Raw genomic sequence first — 21,982 nt, 5'->3', positions numbered from 1 at the left:
ACCGTCCACAAGGGACCGCAGAGCGACGTCGTCGGCACGTCGGCCGCTCGCGGGTCCGCCCGGTCACCGGCCGGGGGTCGCGGCACCCGTTCGCCACGTCCCCGGCGAGCCGCTCAGCCGCACGTTCTAGGGTGACCGCATGATTTTCTACACGGACGTGGAAAGCCGGACCCTGCGCAGGGCCGTGTACGGCGCGATGGTGCTCGTGTCGCACGCCGACCCCGGCCCGGTGGTCGAGGAGCGCTTCGCGGGCCTCAAGGCGATGGTCAACCTCTCTCGCGAGCTGCGCGAGGTCCTCGGCGCCTCCCGCGTCCGCCTGCCGGAGGGCACGGACGCCGACCTGGAGACCGCCGTCCTCGACGCGCTCACCGCCTCCATGAAGATCCTCACCGCGAAGGCACCGGCCGAGGCCGAGGCGTTCCCGGCCGCGATGATCGCGATCTGCGAGGAGGTGGCCACCGCCGACGGCCAGGTGGCCCCCGCGGAGGACGAGATGATCGCCAAGGTGCGGGCCGCGCTGACCCCCTGACCCCGCACGCCCCGGCACCCGCGTCCGTCGCGTCCGCCGGACGCCGGGGCGTCAGACCGAGGGCAGGCCGAGCAACGCCTCACCCCGCTCGGTGAGCCGGTAGAACACCCCTCGCCCGACCCGTGACCGGGTGACCACCCCCGCGTCGCGGAGCACCGCGAGGTGACCGCTGACCGTGCCCAGCGACAGGTCGAGCGCGGCGGCGAGCTGGGTGCTGGTCGCGGGTCGGGCGAGTTCGGCGACCACGCGGGCGCGGCCGGGGCCGAGCAGCACGGACAGCGGGTCCGTCGGCGTGGGTTCCAGGGCGGCCGCCGCGCCGCGCGCCGGGTAGACGAGGGCGTAGCGGGGCGGGTGCTCGCACGTCCACGAGCCCTGCCGGGCCGTGTAGGGCACGAACAGCAGCCCCTGGTCGCCGATGTCGCGGTCGGAGTACCGCTGGTCGCTGAACCGGATCGCGTCGGGCCCGACCCAGGTCGACCGCCGGGTCATGCCCGTGACGGCGCGCTGCCAGCCGTGCGCGGCCAGCAGCCCGGAGCGGTGGGTGATCTCGCGCTCCAGCACGGCGCGGCGGCGCGGCCAGGTCGGCAGGACGAACCGCCGCCAGCCCTCCTCGAAGACCTCGGCGATCCGGGGCGCGAGGTCGCCGGACGGCAGCCAGTCCGGGTCGCGCCGGGCCGCGCTCGCCGCCACGGTGTCGCGCAGGGTCCGGCGCACGTCGTCGTCGGAGAAGGCGGCGACCTCGGCGAGTTCCCCGTCCAGCGCGGTGTCCACACCGCCGGTCGGCGGGACGCCGACGAAGTCGGGGAACCACTTCGTCGTCGCCACGAGCCCGAGCAGGCCGGCGGCGACGGGGTCGCGGGCGGTCCACTCGCGGTAGGCGCTCGACGTCCCGGTGCGCTGGAACGCGATCAGCTGCCCCACCGTCTCGGCGAGCGGCGACAGGGCGAAGCGCGACCGGGCCAGGCCGGTGGGGCTCAGGCGGAGCAGGGTCATGGTTGCGCCTTTCGCCGCAGCAATGGCGGTCGTCGTGGTCGGCTCACCATCCTTCAGCGGTGATCGGCTTCCACACCTTCCTCGTCGCCCGCACCGTCTCGCACCTCGGCACGTCGATGTCGACGGTGGCGCTGGCGTTCGGCGTCCTCGGTGCCTCCGGGCGGCCCTCCGACCTCGGGATCGTGCTGGCCGCGAGCTTCGGGCCGCACCTGGCGCTGCTGCTCGTGGGCGGCGCGGTCGCGGACCGCTTCTCCCGCAGGACGGTACTCGTCGTCGCGAACCTGGTCGCGGGCCTCGCGCAGGCCGGGGTGGCGGCCGTGCTGCTCACCGGCCGCTACTCGCTGCTCGTGGTGTCGGCGCTGGCGCTGGTGAACGGGGTGGCGGAGTCGTTCGCCTCCCCCGCGCTGCGCGGCATCGTCCCCGACCTCGTCCCGCCCGCCGACCTGCACCGGGCGAACTCGCTGCTCGCGTCGGCCCGCCACGCCGCGCGGATCGTCGGCCCCGCAGCGGCCGGGGTCGTCGCGGCGGTCGCCAACGGCGGCTGGGCCATCGCCGTGGACGCGCTGTCGTTCCTGGTCGCCGCCGCCCTGCTGACCCGGCTGCCCGCCAGGCGGTCCCCGGCGGGCGGGAGCCTCCTGCCGGACCTGCGCGACGGCTGGCACGAGTTCCGGTCGAGGCGGTGGGTGTGGACGGCGGCGCTCTGGTTCTCCCTGTTCAACCTCGCCAACGTCGGCGCGTGGCAGGTGCTCGGGCCCGCGCTCACCGGTCCGGTGGCCTGGGGCGTCGTGCTCAGCGTGCGCGCGGTCGGCCTGCTCGCGATGAGCCTGGTCCTCTACCGGCTCGCGCCGCGCCGCCCGCTGCGCACCGGGGCGCTGGCCGCCGCGACCGGCGCGCTCCCGCTGCTCGCGCTGGGCACCGGGGCCCCGGTCCCGGCACTGGTCGCGTGCGCGTTCCTGAGCGCGCTGGGGTTCGCGACCTGGGGCGTCCTGTGGGACACCGCGCTCCAGCGGCACGTGCCCGCCGGGGTCCTGTCGCGGGTGGCGTCCTACGACGACCTGCTGTCGTTCGCCGCCATCCCGCTCAGCCTCCTGCTGGTCGGCCCCGCGGCGGCCGTCTGGGGCGCCGGACCGGTCACCCTCGTCTGCGGGGTCGTCTGCGCGGTGTCCGCGGTGGCACCGTTGACCGTGCGGGAATTCCGGGACTTCCCGGCGCGGACCGCCGTCGCGGTCGACCGGTGAGGACCGAACGGCGGTGGCGCGGAGTGACCGGGGCCTTCCACCACTCACCTCTTCGGGGCTGGTTCATCCTTTTCGGTGACTGAGGATTGCTTTTCCGACAGGCGTGCAACGATCTGACGGACGACCGAACGACGCACTTGTGAATGCACCGGCAATCTTCGTTTTGTCATTCCTGATCCGGAAAGAGGTTGGCGAATCAATGCGCACCGCTGCCGATCGAATCGGACTGGCCGCCGACCGGGGAGCGGTGGTGGGGTCGTGAGGACCGCCCTGGTCGTCGTGGACCTCCAGAACGACTTCTGCACCGGACCGGCCGTCGCGGCGCGCTACCGCGGCACCCCGGAGGAGCTGGACGAGGTGACGACGAACGCCGCGCGGGCCGTCGACGCGGCGCGGGAGCACGGCACGGAGGTCGTGTTCGTCCGGTACCTCGGCGACGCGCGGCGCACCACGGGCCGGTGGCGGGAGCAGGCGCTCCGCAGGCGGCCGAGGTGCGTGGAGGGCTCGCGCGGCGCGGAGTTCCACAAGGTCTCGCCCGCGCCGGGCGAACGGGTCTTCACGAAGCGGGCGTGCTTCGACGCGTTCCTCTGCGACGGGTTCGAGGAGCACCTGGTGGAGCGCGACATCGGGCACCTCGTGTTCGCGGGCCTCTACACCGACGTGTGCGTCGACTCGACCGCGCGGACGGCGTTCCAGAAGGGTTTCGACGTCACGGTCCTGACGGACTGCACGACGAGCATGCACCTCCCGGACGAGGAGATCCTGCGGTTCATGAGCGTCGTCTACGGCGCTCGCACCACCACGCACGAACAGCTCTTCGCGGACGAGGGGGACGAGTGGTCGGCACCGAGCATCGGCATCCGGGCGTGGAGGACGGCGTCGGCCTGACGGCGCTCATGGTCGCGGCGGCGCGGGCGATCGAGACGCACCGCGGTGACAGCCTGGCGACGGACCTCTACGCCGAGCACTTCGTGCGCGCGGCGAAGGCCTCCGAGGGCTGGCCCGTCCGCGAGTGGGACGTGCCGGACGGGGACGCGAACCCGCTGTGGGGGCGGCTGGCGCGGTACTTCGGGCTGCGGACGAGGGTGTTCGACGACCACCTGCTGCGGTCGACCCGTGCGGGGGCCCGGCAGGTGGTGCTGCTGGGCGCGGGCCTGGACTCGCGGGCGTTCCGGCTCGACTGGCCGCCCGGCGTGGCGCTGTTCGAGGTCGACCGCGAGGGCGTCCTGGACTTCAAGCACGAGGTGCTCGACGGTCTGCGCGCGACGCCGAAGCTCGCCAGGAAGGCGGTCGCGGTCGACCTGCGCGACGACTGGACGGGCGCGTTGGCGCGGTCGGGCTTCAACCCGGCCCTGCCGACGGCCTGGCTGGCCGAGGGCGTCCTGCTGTTCCTCCCCCGGACGACCGAGGAGGAGCTGGTCTCGTCCGTCGACCGGCTGAGCGCGCCGGGCAGTTCCGCGGCGTTCGAGGCCAAGCTCGCCAGGGAGCTGCCGGACGTCCACGACGACCGCCTGTACGCCTCGGCCCGCAGGCAGATCGGCCTCGACCTGCTGGCGCTGTTCGACGGCGGCCCCCGACCGGACTCGGCGGGCGAGCTGACCGCGCGCGGTTGGTCCACTTCGGACCACACGCCGTACGACTTCACCGACCACCACGGTCGGGGCCCGCGCCCCGAACCGGGGGACCCGCTGTCGGGCAACAGGTGGGTGTTCGCGGAGAAGCTCTCGCACTGAGCCCGCGCCACCGCGGTCTCGGGACCGCGGTGGGTGTCCACTGAGGCCGGAAGCCTCCGGACGGCACCGCGGCGGTGACGGACGCACGTCGACCACCGCCGCGGTCGGCCGGATGCCCGCGGGCTCCCCGTCACCGCCGATCCATGCATGATCGACATCGTGTGCCACATCACCTGAACGGTGGTTCGCCGATCTACTGACAATGATTACCATTCCCCTCCGTGGCCGCCCACTGGCCAGCCGCCGGAGAAGGGGATTGCGTGGCGCACCTGCTGATGATCGAGAGCTGGGTCGGGGCGATGAGCTCGCTGCTGCCCAGAGCCATCCGCGAGACCGGGCACCGCTTCACGTTCCTCACCCGCGACCTGCACCACTACCTGCGCTCGGCGCCGGGTGCGGGCCCCCACCCCCTGCTGGCGGCGGAGAACGTGCTCACCGCCGAGACCAACGACGTGCCCGCCCTGCTGGCCTACGTCGAACGCGTGCACGAGGTGCTGCGGTTCGACGGGGTGATCACCTCGTGCGACTACTACCTGTCGACCGTCGCCGAGGTCGCCGCCCACCTCGGCCTGCCGGGCCCCGACCCGCGGGCCGTGGAACGCGCCTACCGCAAGGACTTCACCAGGGCCGCCCTGCGCGACGCGCGCGTGCCCGGTCCGCGGTACGAGCTGGCCGAGGGCTGGTCGGCGACGGCGAAGGCGGCGTCCGGGCTGGGCTACCCGCTCGTGGTGAAGCCGGTCGACCTCTGCGGCGGGATGCACGTGCGCAAGGTCGCCGACGAGACCCAGCTCCGCGAGGCGTTCCTGGCGCTGGAGGCGTTCCCGGTCAACGCCCGCAGCCAGCCGCGCGTGCCGTCGGTGCTGCTCGAAGAGCTTCTGACCGGCCCCGAGGTGAGCGTCGAGACGGTGACGCACGACGGCGTGACGCACGTGGTCGGCGTGACGGACAAGAGCCTCGCGGGCGAGCCGTGGTTCGTCGAGAGCGGGCACATGTTCCCGGCCGACCTGGACGCCGCCGACCGGGACGCCGCCGTGGCCACGGCCGTCGCGGCGATCGGCGCGCTGGGCCTGGACAACGCGGTGGCGCACACCGAGGTCAAGCTGACCGAGGACGGGCCGAGGCTGATCGAGGTGAACCCCCGACCGGCGGGCAACCAGATCACCGAACTGGTCCGCCGGGTGACGGGGATCGACCTGCCCGCCGTGTTCGCGCAGCTCGCGGTCGGCGAACGGCCCGCGCTGACCCCGGCTGCCACCGGGGTGCGCAGCGCCGCCATCTCGTTCCTGCTGCCGCCGCGCGCGGGGCTGCTCGCCGGGATCGACGGAGCCGAGGCGCTCGGGCGGGAGTCCGGTGTCGTGGACTGGGCGCTCAAGCCGAGCGGCCACCGCGCGGGCGACCCGACCAGCAACAACACCTACCTCGGCCACGTGGTGGTGACCGACGTCGACGGCGCGGGCGCGCGGGCGAGGGCCGAGCGCGCCGTGGCCGGGCTCTCCGTGCGGTACGCGGAGGAGCGGGCGTGACCGTGCGGTCGACCCACCAGCCCGTCTCCTCCGTCGCCGACCTGACCGAGCTGGTCCGGGCCGGGGCGCTCGGCCCCGACCCGGCGTCGTGCGCGGTCAGCGTCGCCTTCACCACGAGCCAGGGCGCGCGGCACGCGTCCAGGGACCGGTCCTACCGCAACACCGTGGTGAGCCTGCGGATCGAGCGGGCCGTCGGGTCGTGCGCGGTCGAACCGGGGGAACTCGCCGACGCCGACGTGCACGACTGCGTGGGCGCCTCCGCCGCGGACCTGCTCGCCCACCCCAGCCCCGCCATCCGGACCGCCGCGCTCGACGCGTACCTGATGAGCGCCCACCCGCACGAGCGCTCCGGCGCGCGCCCGGTCGTCGTGGCCGGGGGCACGTCGCTGGAGAAGTCGCTGGCGCGCGCGTCGGCCGTGGTCGACCTGCTCGACGCCCCACCGGGCAGCCGGGTGCTGGTGGTCGGCGTGGTGAACTCGCTGCTGCACCACCTGCGCGCCCGCGGCCTGCGGTACGTGCCGTGCGACCTCAAGGGCGGCCGGACGGAGTGGGACGAGCCGGTCGTCACCGACGCGCTGGCCGCCGTGGAGCACTGCGACCTCGTGCTCGTGTCCGGCATGGCCGTCGGCAACGGCAGCTTCGAACCCCTGCTGCGCACGGCGTCCCTGGCCGGACGACCCGTCGTCGCGTTCGCGCAGACGGCCAGCGCGGTCCTGCCGTGGTTCCTGGGCGCGGGCCTGTCCGCCGTGTCCGCCGAGCCCTACCCGTTCTTCTGGCTCGACGGCGGCCCGACGACCGTCTTCCAGTACCGGCGGGAGCACACGTCGTGACACCACGCCGGAACACCCACCTGCTCGACCTGCTCGGCAAGACCCCGGTGGTCCGGATCGACACGCCGCTCCCCCACCGGCACGGCGGTTTCTGGGCGAAGCTCGAAGGGTTGAGCGCGGGCGGCATGAAGGCGAGGCCCGCCGTGTCGATGCTGCTGGCGGCCCGCGAACGCGGTGAGCTGCGGCCGGGGGCGGTGGTCGTGGAGTCGACCAGCGGCACGTTCGGCATCGGCCTCGCGTTCGCCTGCCAGGTGCTCGGCCACCCCGTGGTGCTCGTGGTGGACGACGAGCTGGAGCCGTCGATGCGGGCCCTGCTGCGCGCGCACGGGGCCCGGCTGGAGGTGGTCGACCGCCCGCACGAGACCGGGGGCTGGCAGCAGGCCAGGCTCGACCGGCTGCGGTCGGTGCTCGGCGACCTGCCCGGCGCGTACTGGCCGGACCAGTACAACAACCCCGACAACCCGAGCGGGTACGCCGGGCTGGCCGCGGAACTGGCCGAGCAGCTCGACCACGTGGACGTCCTGGTGTGCAGCGTGGGCACCGGCGGGCACAGCGCGGGCGTCATCTCGACGCTGCGCCGCTACTGGCCGGACGTCCGGCTGGTCGGCGTGGACGCGGTGGGGTCGACCATCTTCGGCCAGCCCGCGCGGTCACGGGTGATGCGCGGGCTCGGCAGCAGCATCCACCCGCGCAACGTGGCCTACGCCGAGTTCGACGAGGTGCACTGGCTCGGACCCGTGGAGGTCGTGGACGCGTGCCGCCGCCTGGCGAGGGACTGCTTCGTGTCCGGTGGCTGGAGCACCGGCGCGGTGGCGCTGGTGGCCGCCTGGGTGTCGCGGGTGGAGACCGGGGCCAGCGTCGTGACGATCTTCCCGGACGGCCCGCACCGCTACCTCGGCACGATCTTCGACGACGACTTCTGCGCGGGCCGCGGCCTCCTGGGCCCCGCCGCCGACCGGCCGATGGAGATCGGCCACGCCGACGCGGTCGAGGTCAGCGGCTGGGCGCGCTGCCGGTCCGTGGTCGACCCGCGCCTGGCCGTCGGGGTGCCCGCGTGAGGCTCGACTGGACGGTGCGCGGCCTCACCCTGCGGACTCCCCTGCGCATCTCGCGGTCGGTCATGGCCCGCCGGGACGCGGTCCAGGTGGTCGTCGAGCACGACGGGCTCCGCGGTCACGGCGAGGTCGTGACGAGCGTCTTCCACGACCTCGACGTCGAGCGGATCACCTTGCTGCTGGAGGAGTTCCGGGCGGTGGCCGCCGAGTGCTCCTCGCCGGAGGCGCTGCTCGCCGACCTGCCGGGCTTCGACCTCCCGCCGGGTGTGCTGGCGGCGGTCGACGCCGCCCTGCACGACGTCATCGGCCACGGCGGCGGGGTTCCCGTGCACGCCTTGGCCGGGGTTCCGCTGTGGACCGACGTGCCGACGGCGTGCACGATCGGCATCACCGACCCCGGATCCGCCGCCGCCGCGGCGGCGGCGTTGGCCGCCAGGGGTTTCTCCCTGCTCAAGGTCAAGCTCGGCGCCGAGGACGACGTCGCGGTGGTGACCGCGGTCCGGGCCGCCGCGCCGGAGACCCGGTTGCTGCTCGACGCCAACGGCGGGTGGACGCCCGAGCGCACCGTGCGGGTGGTCGAGCGGCTCACGGCCGCAGGCGTCGTGGTGGACGCGCTCGAACAGCCCGTCGCTCCGGGTGATCCGGCCCGTCTCGCCTGGGTGCACGACCGGTGCCCCGTGCCGCTGATCGCCGACGAGGACGCGGCGACCGCGGCCGACGTGCGCGCGCTGGCGGGCGTCGTGGACGGCGTGAACGTCAAGCTGGCCAAGTGCGGCGGGATCGGGCCCGCGCTGGAGATCATCTCCGTCGCCCGCGAGCACGGCCTGGACGTGATGCTGGGCTGCCTGGTCGCCAGTTCGCTGGGCATCGCGCCCGCCGTGCACCTCACCGGGCACGCCCGGTGGGTCGACCTGGACGGCCACCTCCTGCTCGCCGACGACCCGTGGACCGGCATCGGCGGCGAGGACGGCACCCTCCGCCTGTCCGGTTCCCCCGGTCTCGGCGTGGCACCGCGATGACCGCGCTGCGGGGCTTCCCGGTGTCCGTCCGCCTGCTGCTGGTCAACCAGTTCGGCGTGAACACGGGCTTCTACCTGCTGATCCCCTACCTGGCCACGTACCTCGGCGGCGGTCTCGGCCTGTCCACGGCGACGATCGGGGTGGTGCTGGGGGTGCGCACGCTCAGCCAGCAGGGGCTGTTCCTGCTCGGCGGCACGGCGTCCGACCGGCTCGGGCCGCGCCGGGTGATCATCGCGGGCTGCGCGCTGCGGGCGGTCGGGTTCGGCCTGTTCGCGGTGGGCGAGTCGGTGGCGGTGCTGCTGGCCGCGTCCGTCCTCAGCGGACTCGCCGGCGCGCTGTTCAACCCGGCCGTGCGCGCGCACATCGCCGTGGAGACGCCCGAGGAGACCAGGGCGGAGGCGTTCGCGCTGTTCAACGTGTTCGGTCAGGCGGGCGCGCTGGTCGGGCCCGTGCTGGGGAGCGCGTTGCTGCTGTGGGACTTCCGGGTCGCGGCGCTGGTAGCCGCCGGGGTCTTCCTCGTGCTCACCGTCGCCCAGGCGGTCGTGCTGCCCGCCCGGCCGGTGACCGCGCGGCGCGGCGCCACGGTGCTCGGCGACTGGCGCGAGTGCCTGGCGAACCGCCGGTTCGTCGCGTTCACCCTCGCGCTGACCGGCATGTTCGCGCTCCAGAACCAGCTCTACCTCGTGCTGCCGCTCCAGGCCCAGCGCGCCACCGGGTCGTCGGGCGTCGTCGCGCTGATCTTCCTGGTGTCGACGGTCGCCACCCTGCTGCTCCAGGTGCGGATCACCCGCGTGCTGTCCGCCAGGGTGGCGCGGGGCAACGCCATCGCGCTCGGTCTGGCGGTCATGGGGACGGGGTTCACCGCCACCGCCGTGGCGGAGGGCGTCGTGCCGGTGCTGGTCGCGACGCTGCTGCTGTCGGTCGGCGTGATGGCGGCCCAGCCGTTCGTCTACGAGCTGGTCCCCCGGTTCGGCCGGGACGAGCTGACCGGCACCTACTTCGGCATGTTCTACCTCGCCTCCGGCGTGGTGGCGGCGGTCGCCAACGCGGTGATCGGCTGGACCATCGGCGCGGCGGGATGGCTCACGTCACCGCTGTGCGTGGCGATCGGGCTCGGCGGCGCGGCCGGTGTCGCCCGGCTGCACCGACGAGGAGCCCTCACCCGACCGGAGGTGGCGCGATGACGAACCTGCTCACGGACAACCCCGAGCTGTACGAACACCAGTTCCCCGACCCCGACCACCTCGCCGCGCGCTTCGTCCACGACCTCGTCACCCGCTTCGACGGCGGACGGCACCTGCTCGACGTCGGCTCCGGCACGGGCCGCGACGCGGGACACCTCGCGCGCACGGGCTACCGGGTCGTCGGGCTCGACAGCTCGGAACGGATGGTCGAGCACGCGCGGGCGCACCACCCCGAGGCGGAGTTCGTGCTCGGCGACATGCGGACGTTCGCGCTGGGCAGGCGGTTCGACGTGCTCACCTGCCTGGACAGCGCGCTGCTGTACAACCACACCAACGCCGACCTCGACGCGTTCCTGACCCGCTGCCGCGAGCACCTCGCGCCCGGCGGCCTGCTCGTCGCCGAGATGCGCAACGGCGCGTTCTTCCTCGGCGGCACCGAGCTGCTCGACGGCGTCCGCACCAGGACCGTCACCTGGCGGGACGTGCCGTACACCTCGCACACCGAGCTGTGGATCGACCACGCCGACCAGCTCCTGCGCCGCCGCCGCACCTGGGAGTGGCCGGGCCGGGCCGAGCCGCTGGTGCAGCGCTCGGCGTGGCGGCTGCTGTTCCCCCAAGAGCTGCGCCACCTGCTCGACCTCGCCGGGTTCGAGGTGCTGGCGCTGTTCGACCGGCCGGGCCCGCGCACGGACGAGCCGTGGACACCCGATGCCGACCTGACCACGCCGCTGTCCGGCGACCGCCTGCACGTCGTGGCCCGCCTCACCGGAAGGACCCATCCATGACCCTCACCCGCCGGGGTTTCCTCGGGCTGACCGCCGGACTGTCCGCCGCCACGCTCACCGGCTGCGCCACCGACGCACCCTCCCCCGCCGCGGCCGGTCCGCGCCGGGGCGGCAGGCTGCGCGCGGCGTTCGCGGGCGGTGGCGCCAAGGAGGTGCTGGACCCGCACCTGGCCAACCTGTTCGTCGAGGCCGCGCGGTCGAAGGCGGTGTTCGACAAGCTCGCCGACCTCGGCCAGGACGTGTCGGCCCAGCCCAGGCTCGCGGAGCGCTGGGAGCCCAGCGCCGACCTCCTGCGCTGGCGCATCACCCTGCGGGAAGCCGTGTTCCACGACGGGAAGCCGGTGCGCGCGCAGGACGTGCTGGCCAGCTACGCCCGCATCCTCGACCCCCGGCGGACGTTCCGCGCGAAGTCGAGCCTGGCGCTGATCGACCTCCCGAACAGCAGGGCCGTGGACGACCGGACCGTGGAGTTCGCGCTGCAACGGCCGTTCATCGAGTTCCCCAACGCCCTGGCGGCGTTCGGGACCTACATCGTGCCGGAGGGGGCGGAGGACTTCACCCGGCCCGTCGGCTCGGGACCGTTCCGCTTCGAGTCGTTCGCGCCGGGCAAGTCGGTGCTGCTCACGCGGAACCCGGACCACTGGGAGGGCGCGCCGCACCTGGACGAGCTGGAGTTCGTGATCGCCAACGAGGAATCGGCGCGCGCCAACGCGCTGCTCGGCGGGCAGGTCGAGTACGCGCACGACCTCACGCCCACCACCGCGCGCGCCAACACCGGCAGCGACCGGATGGTGCTGCACCGCTCCCCCAACAGCGCCGTGCAGTCGTTCGCCATGAAGCTCGACCGGGCGCCGTTCGACAACCCCGACCTGCGCGAGGCGATGTTCCTGCTGGCCGACCGGCCGCAACTGGTGGAGGCGGTCCTCGGCGGCAGCGGGCAGGTCGGCAACGACCTGTTCGGCAAGGGCTACGAGCACTACGCCGACGACATCCCGCAGCGCGCCCGCGACCTGGACAGGGCGAGGTTCCTGATCCGCAAGGCGGGCGCGGAGGGCCTGAGGGTCACGCTCGACACGTCCACGGCGGCGGCCGGGATGGTCGAGGCGGCGACGGTGTTCGCCGACCAGGCCAAGGGGTCGGGCCTGACCATCGAGGTCGTCACGGGCAACAAGGACAGCTACTGGTCGGACACGCTGAAGAACGGCTCCCTGTCGAGCTTCCGGTCCGGCGCCATGCCGATCGAGACGCACATCGCGCAGCGGCTGCTGTCCGACTCCGGCACGAACGTGACGAAGTGGGCCCGCCCCGAGTTCGACGCGCTCTACCGGAAGGCCGTGTCCACCGTGGACGCGGAGGAGCGCGGCGCGGTGTACCGGGAGATGCAGGGTTCCCTGCACGCGCAGGGCGGGTACCTGATGTGGGGCTTCGCCGACTGGATCGTCGGCACGTCGCCGAACGTCGGCGGTGTCGCGACCGCGCCCGCCAACTCCCTGGACTGGGCGCGGTTCGACCGGGTGTGGCTGGGGTGAGCCTGCGCCGGTACGCCACCCGGCGGCTCGGCCTCGGCGTCCTCCAGGTGCTCGCCGTGGCCACGCTGGTGTTCCTGCTCGTGCGGGCGCTGCCGGGGGACGCGGCCGTCGCGCTGGCGGGCGACAACCCGGACCCGCGGCGGATCGAGGAGATCCGGGCGGCGATGGGGCTCGACCGGCCCGCGCTGGAGCGCTGGTGGACGTGGCTGCTGGGCCTGCCCCGGCTGGACCTCGGCGTCTCGCTGGTCTCCGGTCGCCCGGTCGCGGAGTTCCTGCTCGACGGCCTCGGACCGACGGCGGTGCTCGCCGTGCTCACCCTCGTCCTGCTCGTCCCGGTCGCTGTGGGGGTCGGCGTGCTGGCGGCGCTGCGCGAGGGCGGTGCGCTCGACCGGGTGCTCACGTCGATCAGCGTCGGGCTGCACTCGATCCCGGAGTTCGCGCTGGCCGTCGTCCTGATCGCGCTGTTCGGCGTCCAGCTCCGGTGGCTGCCGCCCACGGCCGTCGGCGCGGGCGGGAACCTCCTCGCCCACCCGGAGATGCTGGTGCTGCCGCTCGTGGTGCTGCTGGCCAGGCCGATCTGCTCCATCAGCAGGCTGGTGCGGGCCGGCATGATCGACGCGCTGGCGTCGGACCACGTGCGGCACGCCCGCAGGCTCGGCATCGGCGTGACGCGGCTCCGGTTCGCGCACGCCCTGCCGAACGCGCTGGCCCCGGCGGTTCAGCAGGTCGCGCGCACCACGGACTGGCTGCTGGGCGGCGTGATCGTCGTGGAGGCGGTCTTCGTGATCCCCGGTCTGGGCACCGCGCTGGTCGACGCCGTCGCGGGCCGCGACCTGCCGGTGGTGCAGGGGCTCGCGGTCGTCTTCGCCGTCACGACGGTGCTGGTGAACCTGCTCGCCGACCTGATCGCCTTCCGCCTGGCCCCCCGATCGGCGGGCCTCGCGTGAGGGCGGTCGGAGGTCTGCTCATCGCGGTCCCGCTCGCGCTCGCGCTGCTCGGACCGCTGTTCCTGCCCGACGAGCTGACGCGGGGCGCGCCGTTCACGACGGCCCACCCGCTGGGCACGGACTTCGTCGGGCGCGACGTGTGGCACCAGGTGCTCGCGGGCGGGCAGACCGTCGTGCTGGTCGCGCTGCTGGCGACGCTCGGGTCGTACGCGGTCGGCGTGCCGTGGGGTGTGCTCGCGGCGACGTCCCGGCTCCGGCCGGTCGACGAGCTGCTGATGCGTCCGCTCGACCTGCTGCTCGCCGTGCCGTCGCTGCTGGTGCTGATCCTGGTGGCGGCCATCGCGGGCCAGGGCCTCCCGGTGCTGGTCGGGGTCGTCGTGCTGGTCAACTTCCCGGACGTGGCCCGGCTGTCCCGCGCCGCGGCGCTGGAGATCGCCGGGCGGCCCGCGCTGGAGGCCATGCGCCTCCAGGGCGAGTCGTGGTGGCGCACGTCCATCGTCTACACGGGACGGTCGATGCTGCGCACGGTCGCCGCCGACGTGGGCACCCGGCTGACCAGCGCGCTGTACCTGGTGGCCTCGGCCAGCTTCCTCGGCGTCGGCGTGCCGCCCGACGCGGCGGACTGGGCCGTCATGGTCGACCGCAACCGCGGCGGCCTGTTCCTCCAGCCGTGGGCCGTCGTCGTGCCCGCGCTGCTGATCGTGGCGCTGTCGATCGGGCTCAACCTCGTGTTCGACCGCGCCCTGCGAGCCCGTTCGGAGGTCGCGGCGTGACGCCCGTGGTGCACGTGGAGGACCTGCGGGCCGTCGCCGGGCGGCGCACGCTGCTGGACGGCGTGAGCTTCGCCCTGTCGGCGGGCCGGGTGCTGGCGCTGGTCGGCGCGTCCGGCAGCGGCAAGACCACCACCGGTCTGGCGCTGCTCGGCGAGCACGCGCCGGGCGTCGCCGTGACCGGGCGGGTCTCGGTGACCGGGCGGGTCGCCTTCGTGCCGCAGCACCCGTCGTCCGCCCTCAACCCGGTCCGGCGGATCGGCGGCGTGTTCCGCGAGGTCGCCGCGCTGCACGGCGGCGCGCACCTGATCGCCCCGGCCCTGCGGCGGGCACGGGTGCCCGCCGACCTGCTGCGCCGCTTCCCGCACCAGCTCTCCGGCGGCCAGCAGCAGCGGGTCGTGCTCGCGCTGGCGCTGGTCGGCGACCCGGCGGTGCTGGTGGCCGACGAGCCCACCACGGGTCAGGACCCGATCACCCGCGCGGAGGTCGTGGACGAACTCGCGGCGGTCGTCGCCCAGGGCGTCGCCGTCGTGCTGCTCACGCACGACCTCGACGTGGTCCGCGCGCTGGCCGACGAGGTCGTGGTGCTGCGCGAGGGCCGGGTCGTGGAGGCGGGTGCGGCGGCCGACGTGCTGACCCGGCCCCGCCAGGAGTACACGCGGGCGCTCGTCGCCGCCCAGCCGCGGCTGGGCGTGCCCGACGAGACCGCGGACCGGCCCGCGCGGCTGGAGGTGCGCGACCTGACCGCGCGCCACCGCCGGACGACCGTGCTGCACGGCGTGGACGTCGCGGTCGGCGCGGGCGAGTGCCTCGCCGTCGTCGGGCGGTCCGGCAGCGGCAAGACCACCCTCGCGCGGTGCGTCGCCGGGCTGCACGAGCACCGCACCGGGGACGTGCTGCTGGACGGCAGGCACCTGGCCCGGTCGCTGCGCCGCCGCGGCACCACCGACCTGGCCGCCGTGCAGTACGTGTTCCAGGACGCGCGGGCGTCCTTCGACGAGCACCGGAGCGTGCTCGACCAGGTCGCCCGCACCGCCGTGCGGCTGCGCGGATCGTCCACACCGGACGCTCGGGACGCCGCGCTCGCGGAGCTGGCCGCGGTGGGCCTGGACGAGCGCACCGCGGTGCGCCGACCGGCGAGCCTGTCCGGCGGCGAACTCCAGCGCGCCGCGCTCGTCCGCGCCCTGCTCGCCCGGCCCGACGTGCTGGTCTGCGACGAGGTCACCTCGGGCCTGGACACCCTGACGCGGGCCGCGCTGCTGGACCAGCTCGCCGACCTGCGCGCCGCGCACGGCTGCGCGCTCGTGCTGGTCAGCCACGACCTCGGCGTCGTCGCCCGGCTCGCGGACCGCGTCGCGGTGCTGCACGAGGGCCGCGTCGTCGAATCGGGACCGGCGCGCGACGTGCTCGGCTCCCCCACCCACCCGGTGACCACCGGCCTGCTCGGCAGTGCCGTCGAAGGAACAGAGGAGAAGCGGACGTGACCACCTACCACCGCGAGGTCGGACCCTACGAGGTCAGGCTCGCGACCGAGGCCGACCTGCCGGGCGCGCGCGGCGTCATGCTGGACACCTTCTACCACGAGTTCGGCTACGGCTACCGGCCCGAGTGGCACGCCGACGTGGTCGACCTGGCCGGGTCGTACCTGGTGCCCGAGCGGCACGCGCTGTTCGTGGCGACCAAGGGCGACGAGGTCGTGGCCACCACCGGAGTCCGCTCCACGGCACCGTCGAGCCCGCCGCACCCGGCGTGGCTCGCGGAGCGCTACCCGGCCGGCCCGACCGCGCAGCTGTTCCGCGTCTACGTGCGGCCCGAGCACCGCCGGTGCGGCCTGGCGAGGGCCCTCGTGGCGCTGGCGACGCGGTTCGTGGCCGACACCCCGAGCTACGAGCGGCTGTACCTGCACACCGACACGCGGATCGAGGGCGCCGAGCCGTTCTGGCGGTCGGCGGCCACCGAGGTCTACGACAACCGCGACGGCGACCCGATCAGCTTCCAGACCGTGCACTTCGAGATCCCGCTGGGCCGGTAGCGCGCCCAGGGACCCGGTCGGGCACCGAGTCGACCCGCCCGGTGTTCCCGGAGGCACCGGGTCGGCTCGACCGGGCCACGCTTCCGCACGACGTCCCGTCATCCCGGAAGATCTTTCGTCGAATCGGTTCGACGAAATCAAAACAGACCCGCCCAGCACTATTGCACCGGCGCCGAACAGGGGGCAAGCAGCATTCGGAGCAAGCCATTCACAGGCCGCTGAACTGCACAGGAGCCACTGAATCGGAAACTACCTGGGCGTTCGACGAATTCGACAGTCGAATGCTCGCCGAATGCGCTAGAAAGGTTGTGCGAATCTGCGATTTCACTTACCTTCACAGAAAATCGATGCGCTTCGACGACGAGGAGCACGCCATGGTCACGATCCACGAGGTCGCCCGTTCGGCGGGCGTCGCGCCCAGCACGGTCTCGTACGTGATCAGCGGCAAGCGCTCCATCTCGCCGAAGACGAAGAGGCTCGTCGAGGAGAGCATCCGCAGGCTCGGCTACCACCCGCACGCCGGGGCGCGCGCGCTGGCCAGCAGCAAGACCAGCGTGCTGGCGCTGGTCGTCCCGCTGCGCACCGACCTCAACGTGGCCGTGGTGATGCAGTTCGTCGCCTCGGTCGTGAAGGCGGCGCGCGACCACGACCACGACGTCCTGCTGCTCACCAAGGACGAGGGGCCCGCCGCGCTGCAACGGGTCGCGTCCTCGGCCCTGGCCGACGCGCTCATCGTCATGGACGTCGAGAGCGACGACCCGCGCGTGCCGATGCTGCTCGCGCTCGACCGGCCGGTGGTCCTGATCGGCGCGCCGGACTCCCCCTGCGGGCTGCCGTGCGTGGACCTGGACTTCACGGCGGCGGGCGCGGTGTGCGTCGCGCACCTGGCCGACCTCGGCCACCGCTCGATCGCGCTGGTCGGGCCCTCGCCCGCCGTCTACCGGCGCGGCACCAGCTACGCGGCCCGGTTCCTGCGCGGCTTCACCGACGCGGCCCGCGCCCGCGGCGTGAAGGCCGTGCCGCGGTCGTGCAGGCACTCCTACGAGGCGGTCAGCTCGGGCCTGGACGATCTGTTCGCACAGCACCCCGACGTCACGGGTCTGGTGGTGCACAACGAGGCCGTGCTGCCCGCCGTGCTCTCGGACCTGCGCCACCGGGGCCGCCGGGTGCCGCAGGACGTGTCGGTCGTCGCGGTCTGCCCGGACAGCATGGCCGAGAACCACCCGGTCGCCCTCACCACGGTCGCGATCCCGGCCGACGAGGTCGGCGCGCTCGCCGTGGAGATGACCGTCCGCAGCCTGGGCGGCCACACCGGCGCGGAGACCCGTCTGCTCGCCCCCCGGCTGACCGTGCGCGACAGCACCGCGCGCGCCTGAGCAGCACCCGTCCGAGGACGTCGCGCCACGAGCGCGACCGGAGGTCGTCCGCGGCGGGACGACGGGGCGGCCACCGCGGCGTTCGCGGTGCCCGTTCCGCACGAGCTGCCGGAGGCGTCCCCCGTGGACGGTGCGGGCGTTCTCCTCGACGGTCTAGCGCCGGGCGCCGGTCGACCCGCGCACCACCAGCTCCGGCTGGAACACGAACTCCGCGTGCGGGGCCGGGGTACCGCCGATCTCCTCCATCAACGCGCGCACGGCCGCCTGGCCCATCGCGTCCACGGGTTGACGCAGCGTGGTCAGCGGCGGGTCGGCGAAGACGATGAGCGGTGAGTCGTCGAACCCGACGACGGACACGTCCCGCGGCACGTGCAGGCCGCGGTGGCGGGCCGCGCGGATGGCGCCGAACGCCATCAGGTCGCTGCCGCACACCACGGCCGTGCAGCCCTGGTCCAGCAGCGCGGTGCCCGCCGCCTGGCCGCCCTCGACCGTGTACAGCGAGTGCTCCACCACCAGCTCGGCCGCCGGTCGGGCGAGGGTGAAGCCCTCGACCATGCGCTGGGTCGGGACGTACCGGGGCGGGCCGACGGCGAGGCCGATCCGTTCGTGGCCGAGTTCTACCAGGTGGGACACGGCGAGGCGGGCGGCGGAGCGGTGGTCGACGGAGACGAACGGCGCGGACACCTTGTCGGTGTACCCGTTGACCATCACGAACGGCACCCGGCGGCCCGCGAGCTTCACGTACCGGTCCATGTCGGCGGTCGTGTCGGCGTGCAGGCCCGCGACGAACACGATGCCCGTCACGCCGTGGTCGACGAGCAGTTCGGTCAACTGGTCCTCCGACGAGCCGCCGGGGGTCTGCGTGCACAGGACGGGCGTGTAGCCGTCCCTGGTGAGCATCTGCTCGATGACCTGCGCGAACATCGGGAAGATCGGGTTCGTCAACTCCGGGATGATCAGTCCGATGAGCCCCTGGCTGCGTTGCCGCAGCTTGGGTGGCCGTTCGAAGCCGAGGACGTCCATCGCGGCCACGACGGCCTGCCGGGTCGAGGACGAGACGCCCGCCTTGCCGTTGATCACCCGGCTGACGGTCGCCTCGCTGACGCCTGCCTGGGTAGCGATGTCACTGAGCCGAGCTGTCACACCCGGTGACTCTACGGGCGCGCGAGCCCGCCGGTCATGATCGGCGGTGCCGGGAGGTACGGGGTCGTTGGTCCGCACCGCCGAGTCCGTGCCGCCGAACCTGCCGAAAGTGTTTGCAGACGTTTTCAGAAACTCGTGCAACTGGTATGACGTAGAGCACACCCTGCACAGCAAGGAGACACCGTGGTCCCCTCAGCTCGCAGGGCCGTGCTCGTCGTGGCGGCCCTGCTCACCAGCGCGATGCTCATCCCGGCGGCCACCCCCGCCGCCCAGGCGACCCCACCGGGCGCCAAGGACGTGACCGCGACCCTGTTCCAGTGGTCGTTCGACCGCGTCGCCACCGAGTGCACGACCGTCCTCGGCCCCGAGGGGTACGGGTTCGTCGAGGTCTCCCCCGCGTCCGAGCACATCCAGGGCGGCCAGTGGTGGACCTCCTACCAGCCGGTCAGCTACCGGATCGCCGGACGGCTCGGCACCGAGGCCCAGTTCCGGAACATGGTCAACACCTGCCACGCCGCGGGCGTGAAGGTCATCGCCGACGCGGTGGTGAACCACATGTCGGCGGGCTCGGGCACCGGGACCGGCGGCACGAACCACTCGAAGTACAACTACCCCGGCTACTACGGCGACCAGGACTTCCACTCCTGCCGCAGCCAGATCAACGACTACCGCAACCGCGACAACGTGCAGAACTGCGAACTGGTCGGCCTGTCGGACCTGAACACCGGCAGCGACCACGTCCGGGGCACCATCGCGGCCTACCTGAACAACCTCATCTCGATGGGCGTGGACGGCTTCCGGATCGACGCGGCCAAGCACATCGCCGCCGCGGACATGTCGGCCATCAAGTCCAGGCTCAGCAACCCGAACGTCTTCTGGGTGCACGAGGTGATCTACGGCGCGGGCGAGGCCGTCCAGCCGGGCGAGTACACCGGGTCCGGCGACGTGGACGAGTTCCGCTACGCCTACGACGTGAAGCGCGTCTTCACCACCGAGAAACTGGCCTACCTCACCAACTTCGGCCAGTCGTGGGGCTACCTCCCCGGCAACCAGGCCAGGCCGTTCGTGGACAACTGGGACACCGAGCGCAACGGCTCCACCCTGAACTACAAGAACGGCTCCACCTACACCCTGGCGAACGTGTTCATGCTGGCCTGGCCCTACGGCGCGCCGCAGGTGTACTCGGGCTACGAGTTCTCCGACAACGACGCGGGCCCGCCCGCCGCGGCCCAGTGCTACAGCAACGGCTGGAAGTGCCAGCACAAGTGGCCGCAGATCGCCAACATGGTCGGCTTCCGCAACGCGGTGGCGGGCACGGCCGTCGCGAACTGGTGGGACAACGGCAACAACGCCATCGCGTTCAGCCGGGGCAACCGGGGTTTCGTCGCCATCAACAAGGAGTCCTCGGCGCTCACCCGCACCTTCCAGACGTCGCTGCCCGCGGGCACCTACTGCGACGTCCAGCGCGACGGCTGCACGGCGTCCTACGCGGTCGGCTCCAACGGCCAGTTCACCGCGACGGTCGGCGCGGGCGAGGCCATCGCGCTGCACGTCGGCGCGACCGGCGGCACCGATCCGCAGCCCGGCACCGGCTCGGCCGCGTTCGCGGTCAACGCCGCGACCACGGTGGGGCAGAACGTCTTCGTCGTCGGTGACCACGCGGCGCTGGGCTCGTGGAACCCCGCGGCGGCCGTCGCGCTGTCCCCGGCGACCTACCCGGTGTGGAAGGCGTCGGTGTCGCTGCCCGAGGGCACCGCGTTCCAGTACAAGTACCTCCGCAAGGAGTCGAACGGCGCCGTGACGTGGGAGAGCGGGGCGAACCGCACCGCCACCTCCCCCGCCACCCTGAACGACACCTGGCGGAACTGACGGCCCGGTGACCTCGTCCGTCCCCCTCCGACGGACGAGGTCACCGCCTCACCCCTGGTCACGTTCGCGGAGCCCTCGCCGCGCACCTCCCTGCGGACGTCAGGGAACAGCCGGACCAACAACGAGGTAGCAGCAGACCTCAACCTCCCCCTGAGCAGAATCCAAGACGAACCAACCCCCCGCAACAGAGCGGAAACAGCAGCCTGGCACGGAAAAACGGCACAGTGCACTAAGCCCGCCAACCACCGCACAAGAGCCAACGTCTTTCCCGAAACCCGTGGCCGATTTCACTCGGGGGATTTACTCCTTACAACAGTAGATCGGGCAGGGTGACACCACCTGCCCTTGAGCCCGATCACAGGGGCGAATCGAGGGGTGCCCGAATCAAATCGGCCACCCAGGCCGGGACTGGCGGTTACCCGATCCCCTGGGACTTGTGATTACCCGATCCGACGGGACTGACAGCTACCCGATCCGACCGGGCCAGCAGCCACCCGATCCGAAGGAACTCAACCATCCCTGGGGACCAACAGCCACCTACTCCATCAACCCGACAACCATCCGCCCGACGATCAACAACAAAGCCCCCAACACCATGCTGACCAACACCCACGGCGAAACCCCCACCGTTCCCCCATTGACGATCCAATGCCCGAAGAACCCGGCGAACCCGTTCACCACCAACAAACACCCGCCCACCATGACCCCTTGCCCACCCCGGATCACAGCACGGCTCCACCGGTCACGATGCCCGACCTCCTCCCCTCCACGCCCCCCGAACGCCTTCCTCATGGAGAAGTGCAGCAGCACCCCGACCCCAACGGTGATGAAAGACCCAACGGCGGCCAACACCGGCCACTGCCCGAACCCGGAATCACCGAGGCCGTCGACGAATACCCCCACCGTGCCCGCGACACCCAGCAGAGCACCGAGCGCCATGAACCCGACGGCGACCCCGAGCACAACGCGATCGCGCTGAACGCGCCGGATCACCGACCGTTCATCGTCCGAGCCAGCGGTCATCCCCCCAGGGTGCCGCCCACAACGCCACCCTCACGCCGTCCAAACGAGCGATCCTGACCACCGAACTCGCCCCAATGGAAAATCCACCAAACCCATCGTCACCGAGCACCAACCGCCGAGGTGGAGCACCCCCGACGACCGCTCCCACCACAGCCTCCGCCCCCACCGCGGATCATCGGACCGCACACCGTCCCGCTCCACCACCGCCGAGTTCACCGAATCCAACAAAGGCCAGCAATCCGACACCGCCTCTCGCACCGGCCCAGCGGCGAAACCGGAGTACGCATTCATGCGGAAAGCCACCGGCTCCGCCACGAGCACCTCGACGCCCCACTCGAACGACTTCCGGGAACCGCACACCCCGCACAGGCACCGCACCCGCGGCAGCGCGCGCACCCGCACAG

At 73.0% G+C, this 21,982-nt stretch carries 20 protein-coding genes; 17 read left to right on the top strand and 3 right to left on the bottom strand.

All coding sequences use genetic code 11. The features are described 5' to 3' along the window. Positions 1-139 precede the first annotated feature (139 nt). Positions 140-529 carry a hypothetical protein gene (locus tag AC156L_RS40800; RefSeq protein WP_330873963.1) on the top strand — a complete coding sequence of 130 codons (390 nt, stop codon included), beginning with the start codon at positions 140-142 and terminating at the stop codon, positions 527-529. A 51-nt stretch (positions 530-580) separates the two neighbouring features. Here the strand turns inward: AC156L_RS40800 and AC156L_RS40795 are convergent, their stop codons facing one another. After that, complete coding sequence (locus AC156L_RS40795) at positions 581-1,522, bottom strand: ArsR/SmtB family transcription factor (RefSeq protein WP_330873962.1); 942 nt, start codon at positions 1,520-1,522, stop codon at positions 581-583. A 59-nt stretch (positions 1,523-1,581) separates the two neighbouring features. Between AC156L_RS40795 and AC156L_RS40790 the strand changes: the two genes are divergently transcribed. The 15 genes from AC156L_RS40790 (at position 1,582) to AC156L_RS40720 (ending at position 17,543) form a co-directional block, all read left to right on the top strand. Beyond that, a complete protein-coding gene (locus AC156L_RS40790) occupies positions 1,582-2,760 on the top strand; it encodes an MFS transporter (protein ID WP_330873961.1) in 1,179 nt (392 codons plus the stop codon). Positions 2,761-3,018: 258 nt separating this feature from the next. Continuing rightward, positions 3,019-3,648 (top strand): cysteine hydrolase family protein, encoded by a 630-nt coding sequence (locus AC156L_RS40785; RefSeq protein ID WP_330873960.1) that lies wholly within the window; start codon positions 3,019-3,021, stop codon positions 3,646-3,648. Further along, positions 3,627-4,493 carry an SAM-dependent methyltransferase gene (locus AC156L_RS40780; protein ID WP_330873959.1) on the top strand — a complete coding sequence of 289 codons (867 nt, stop codon included), beginning with the start codon at positions 3,627-3,629 and terminating at the stop codon, positions 4,491-4,493. The genes AC156L_RS40785 and AC156L_RS40780 overlap by 22 nt, the downstream gene beginning before the upstream one ends. Positions 4,494-4,753: 260 nt before the next feature. Then, on the top strand, positions 4,754-6,016 hold the full coding sequence (locus tag AC156L_RS40775) for an ATP-grasp domain-containing protein (RefSeq protein WP_330873958.1): 1,263 nt from the start codon (positions 4,754-4,756) through the stop codon (positions 6,014-6,016). Further along, complete coding sequence (locus tag AC156L_RS40770; RefSeq protein ID WP_330873957.1) at positions 6,013-6,846, top strand: Rossmann-like domain-containing protein; 834 nt, start codon at positions 6,013-6,015, stop codon at positions 6,844-6,846. The genes AC156L_RS40775 and AC156L_RS40770 overlap by 4 nt, the downstream gene beginning before the upstream one ends. Then, a complete protein-coding gene (locus AC156L_RS40765) occupies positions 6,843-7,904 on the top strand; it encodes a PLP-dependent cysteine synthase family protein (RefSeq protein WP_330873956.1) in 1,062 nt (353 codons plus the stop codon). The genes AC156L_RS40770 and AC156L_RS40765 overlap by 4 nt, the downstream gene beginning before the upstream one ends. Then, the gene (locus tag AC156L_RS40760) at positions 7,901-8,920 is read left to right on the top strand and encodes an enolase C-terminal domain-like protein (RefSeq protein ID WP_330873955.1); all 1,020 of its coding nucleotides are present in this window, start codon (positions 7,901-7,903) and stop codon (positions 8,918-8,920) included. The genes AC156L_RS40765 and AC156L_RS40760 overlap by 4 nt, the downstream gene beginning before the upstream one ends. After that, complete coding sequence (locus AC156L_RS40755) at positions 8,917-10,104, top strand: MFS transporter (protein WP_330873954.1); 1,188 nt, start codon at positions 8,917-8,919, stop codon at positions 10,102-10,104. Before AC156L_RS40760 ends, AC156L_RS40755 begins: the two co-directional genes overlap by 4 nt. Continuing rightward, positions 10,101-10,889, top strand: a complete 789-nt coding sequence (locus AC156L_RS40750) for a class I SAM-dependent methyltransferase (protein ID WP_330873953.1) — start codon at positions 10,101-10,103, stop codon at positions 10,887-10,889. The genes AC156L_RS40755 and AC156L_RS40750 overlap by 4 nt, the downstream gene beginning before the upstream one ends. After that, positions 10,886-12,418 carry an ABC transporter substrate-binding protein gene (locus AC156L_RS40745; protein WP_330873952.1) on the top strand — a complete coding sequence of 511 codons (1,533 nt, stop codon included), beginning with the start codon at positions 10,886-10,888 and terminating at the stop codon, positions 12,416-12,418. The genes AC156L_RS40750 and AC156L_RS40745 overlap by 4 nt, the downstream gene beginning before the upstream one ends. Further along, positions 12,415-13,365, top strand: a complete 951-nt coding sequence (locus AC156L_RS40740; protein ID WP_330873951.1) for an ABC transporter permease — start codon at positions 12,415-12,417, stop codon at positions 13,363-13,365. The genes AC156L_RS40745 and AC156L_RS40740 overlap by 4 nt, the downstream gene beginning before the upstream one ends. Continuing rightward, entirely contained in the window at positions 13,362-14,138 is a 777-nt protein-coding gene (locus AC156L_RS40735; RefSeq protein WP_330873950.1) for an ABC transporter permease, read from the top strand. Before AC156L_RS40740 ends, AC156L_RS40735 begins: the two co-directional genes overlap by 4 nt. Further along, on the top strand, positions 14,135-15,619 hold the full coding sequence (locus AC156L_RS40730) for an ABC transporter ATP-binding protein (protein ID WP_330873949.1): 1,485 nt from the start codon (positions 14,135-14,137) through the stop codon (positions 15,617-15,619). The genes AC156L_RS40735 and AC156L_RS40730 overlap by 4 nt, the downstream gene beginning before the upstream one ends. Continuing rightward, the gene (locus tag AC156L_RS40725; protein ID WP_330873948.1) at positions 15,616-16,167 is read left to right on the top strand and encodes a GNAT family N-acetyltransferase; all 552 of its coding nucleotides are present in this window, start codon (positions 15,616-15,618) and stop codon (positions 16,165-16,167) included. The genes AC156L_RS40730 and AC156L_RS40725 overlap by 4 nt, the downstream gene beginning before the upstream one ends. Before the next feature lie 374 nt (positions 16,168-16,541). Then, the gene (locus AC156L_RS40720; RefSeq protein ID WP_330873966.1) at positions 16,542-17,543 is read left to right on the top strand and encodes a LacI family DNA-binding transcriptional regulator; all 1,002 of its coding nucleotides are present in this window, start codon (positions 16,542-16,544) and stop codon (positions 17,541-17,543) included. A 153-nt stretch (positions 17,544-17,696) separates the two neighbouring features. Here AC156L_RS40720 and AC156L_RS40715 read toward each other — a convergent pair whose 3' ends face one another. Further along, a complete protein-coding gene (locus tag AC156L_RS40715) occupies positions 17,697-18,686 on the bottom strand; it encodes a LacI family DNA-binding transcriptional regulator (protein ID WP_330873947.1) in 990 nt (329 codons plus the stop codon). Positions 18,687-18,869: 183 nt separating this feature from the next. Between AC156L_RS40715 and AC156L_RS40710 the strand changes: the two genes are divergently transcribed. Continuing rightward, positions 18,870-20,555: a carbohydrate-binding module family 20 domain-containing protein gene (locus AC156L_RS40710; RefSeq protein WP_330873946.1), complete on the top strand. Its 1,686-nt coding sequence runs from the start codon at positions 18,870-18,872 to the stop codon at positions 20,553-20,555. A gap of 537 nt (positions 20,556-21,092) precedes the next feature. On the opposite strand, the gene AC156L_RS40705 is transcribed toward AC156L_RS40710, so the two are convergent. Beyond that, complete coding sequence (locus tag AC156L_RS40705) at positions 21,093-21,578, bottom strand: hypothetical protein (protein ID WP_330873945.1); 486 nt, start codon at positions 21,576-21,578, stop codon at positions 21,093-21,095. Positions 21,579-21,982: the final 404 nt, after the last annotated feature.

The sequence above is a fragment of the Umezawaea sp. genome (assembly GCF_057122925.1).
This window is presented reverse-complemented; position numbering and strand designations above follow the sequence as displayed.

Coding starts and splice junctions, on each gene's coding strand:
- AC156L_RS40720 (WP_330873966.1), top strand. CDS start 16,542: ATGGTCACGATCCACGAGGTCGCCCGTTCGGCGGGCGTCGCGCCCAGC.
- AC156L_RS40705 (WP_330873945.1), bottom strand. CDS start 21,578: ATGACCGCTGGCTCGGACGATGAACGGTCGGTGATCCGGCGCGTTCAG.
- AC156L_RS40755 (WP_330873954.1), top strand. CDS start 8,917: ATGACCGCGCTGCGGGGCTTCCCGGTGTCCGTCCGCCTGCTGCTGGTC.
- AC156L_RS40795 (WP_330873962.1), bottom strand. CDS start 1,522: ATGACCCTGCTCCGCCTGAGCCCCACCGGCCTGGCCCGGTCGCGCTTC.
- AC156L_RS40800 (WP_330873963.1), top strand. CDS start 140: ATGATTTTCTACACGGACGTGGAAAGCCGGACCCTGCGCAGGGCCGTG.
- AC156L_RS40750 (WP_330873953.1), top strand. CDS start 10,101: ATGACGAACCTGCTCACGGACAACCCCGAGCTGTACGAACACCAGTTC.
- AC156L_RS40745 (WP_330873952.1), top strand. CDS start 10,886: ATGACCCTCACCCGCCGGGGTTTCCTCGGGCTGACCGCCGGACTGTCC.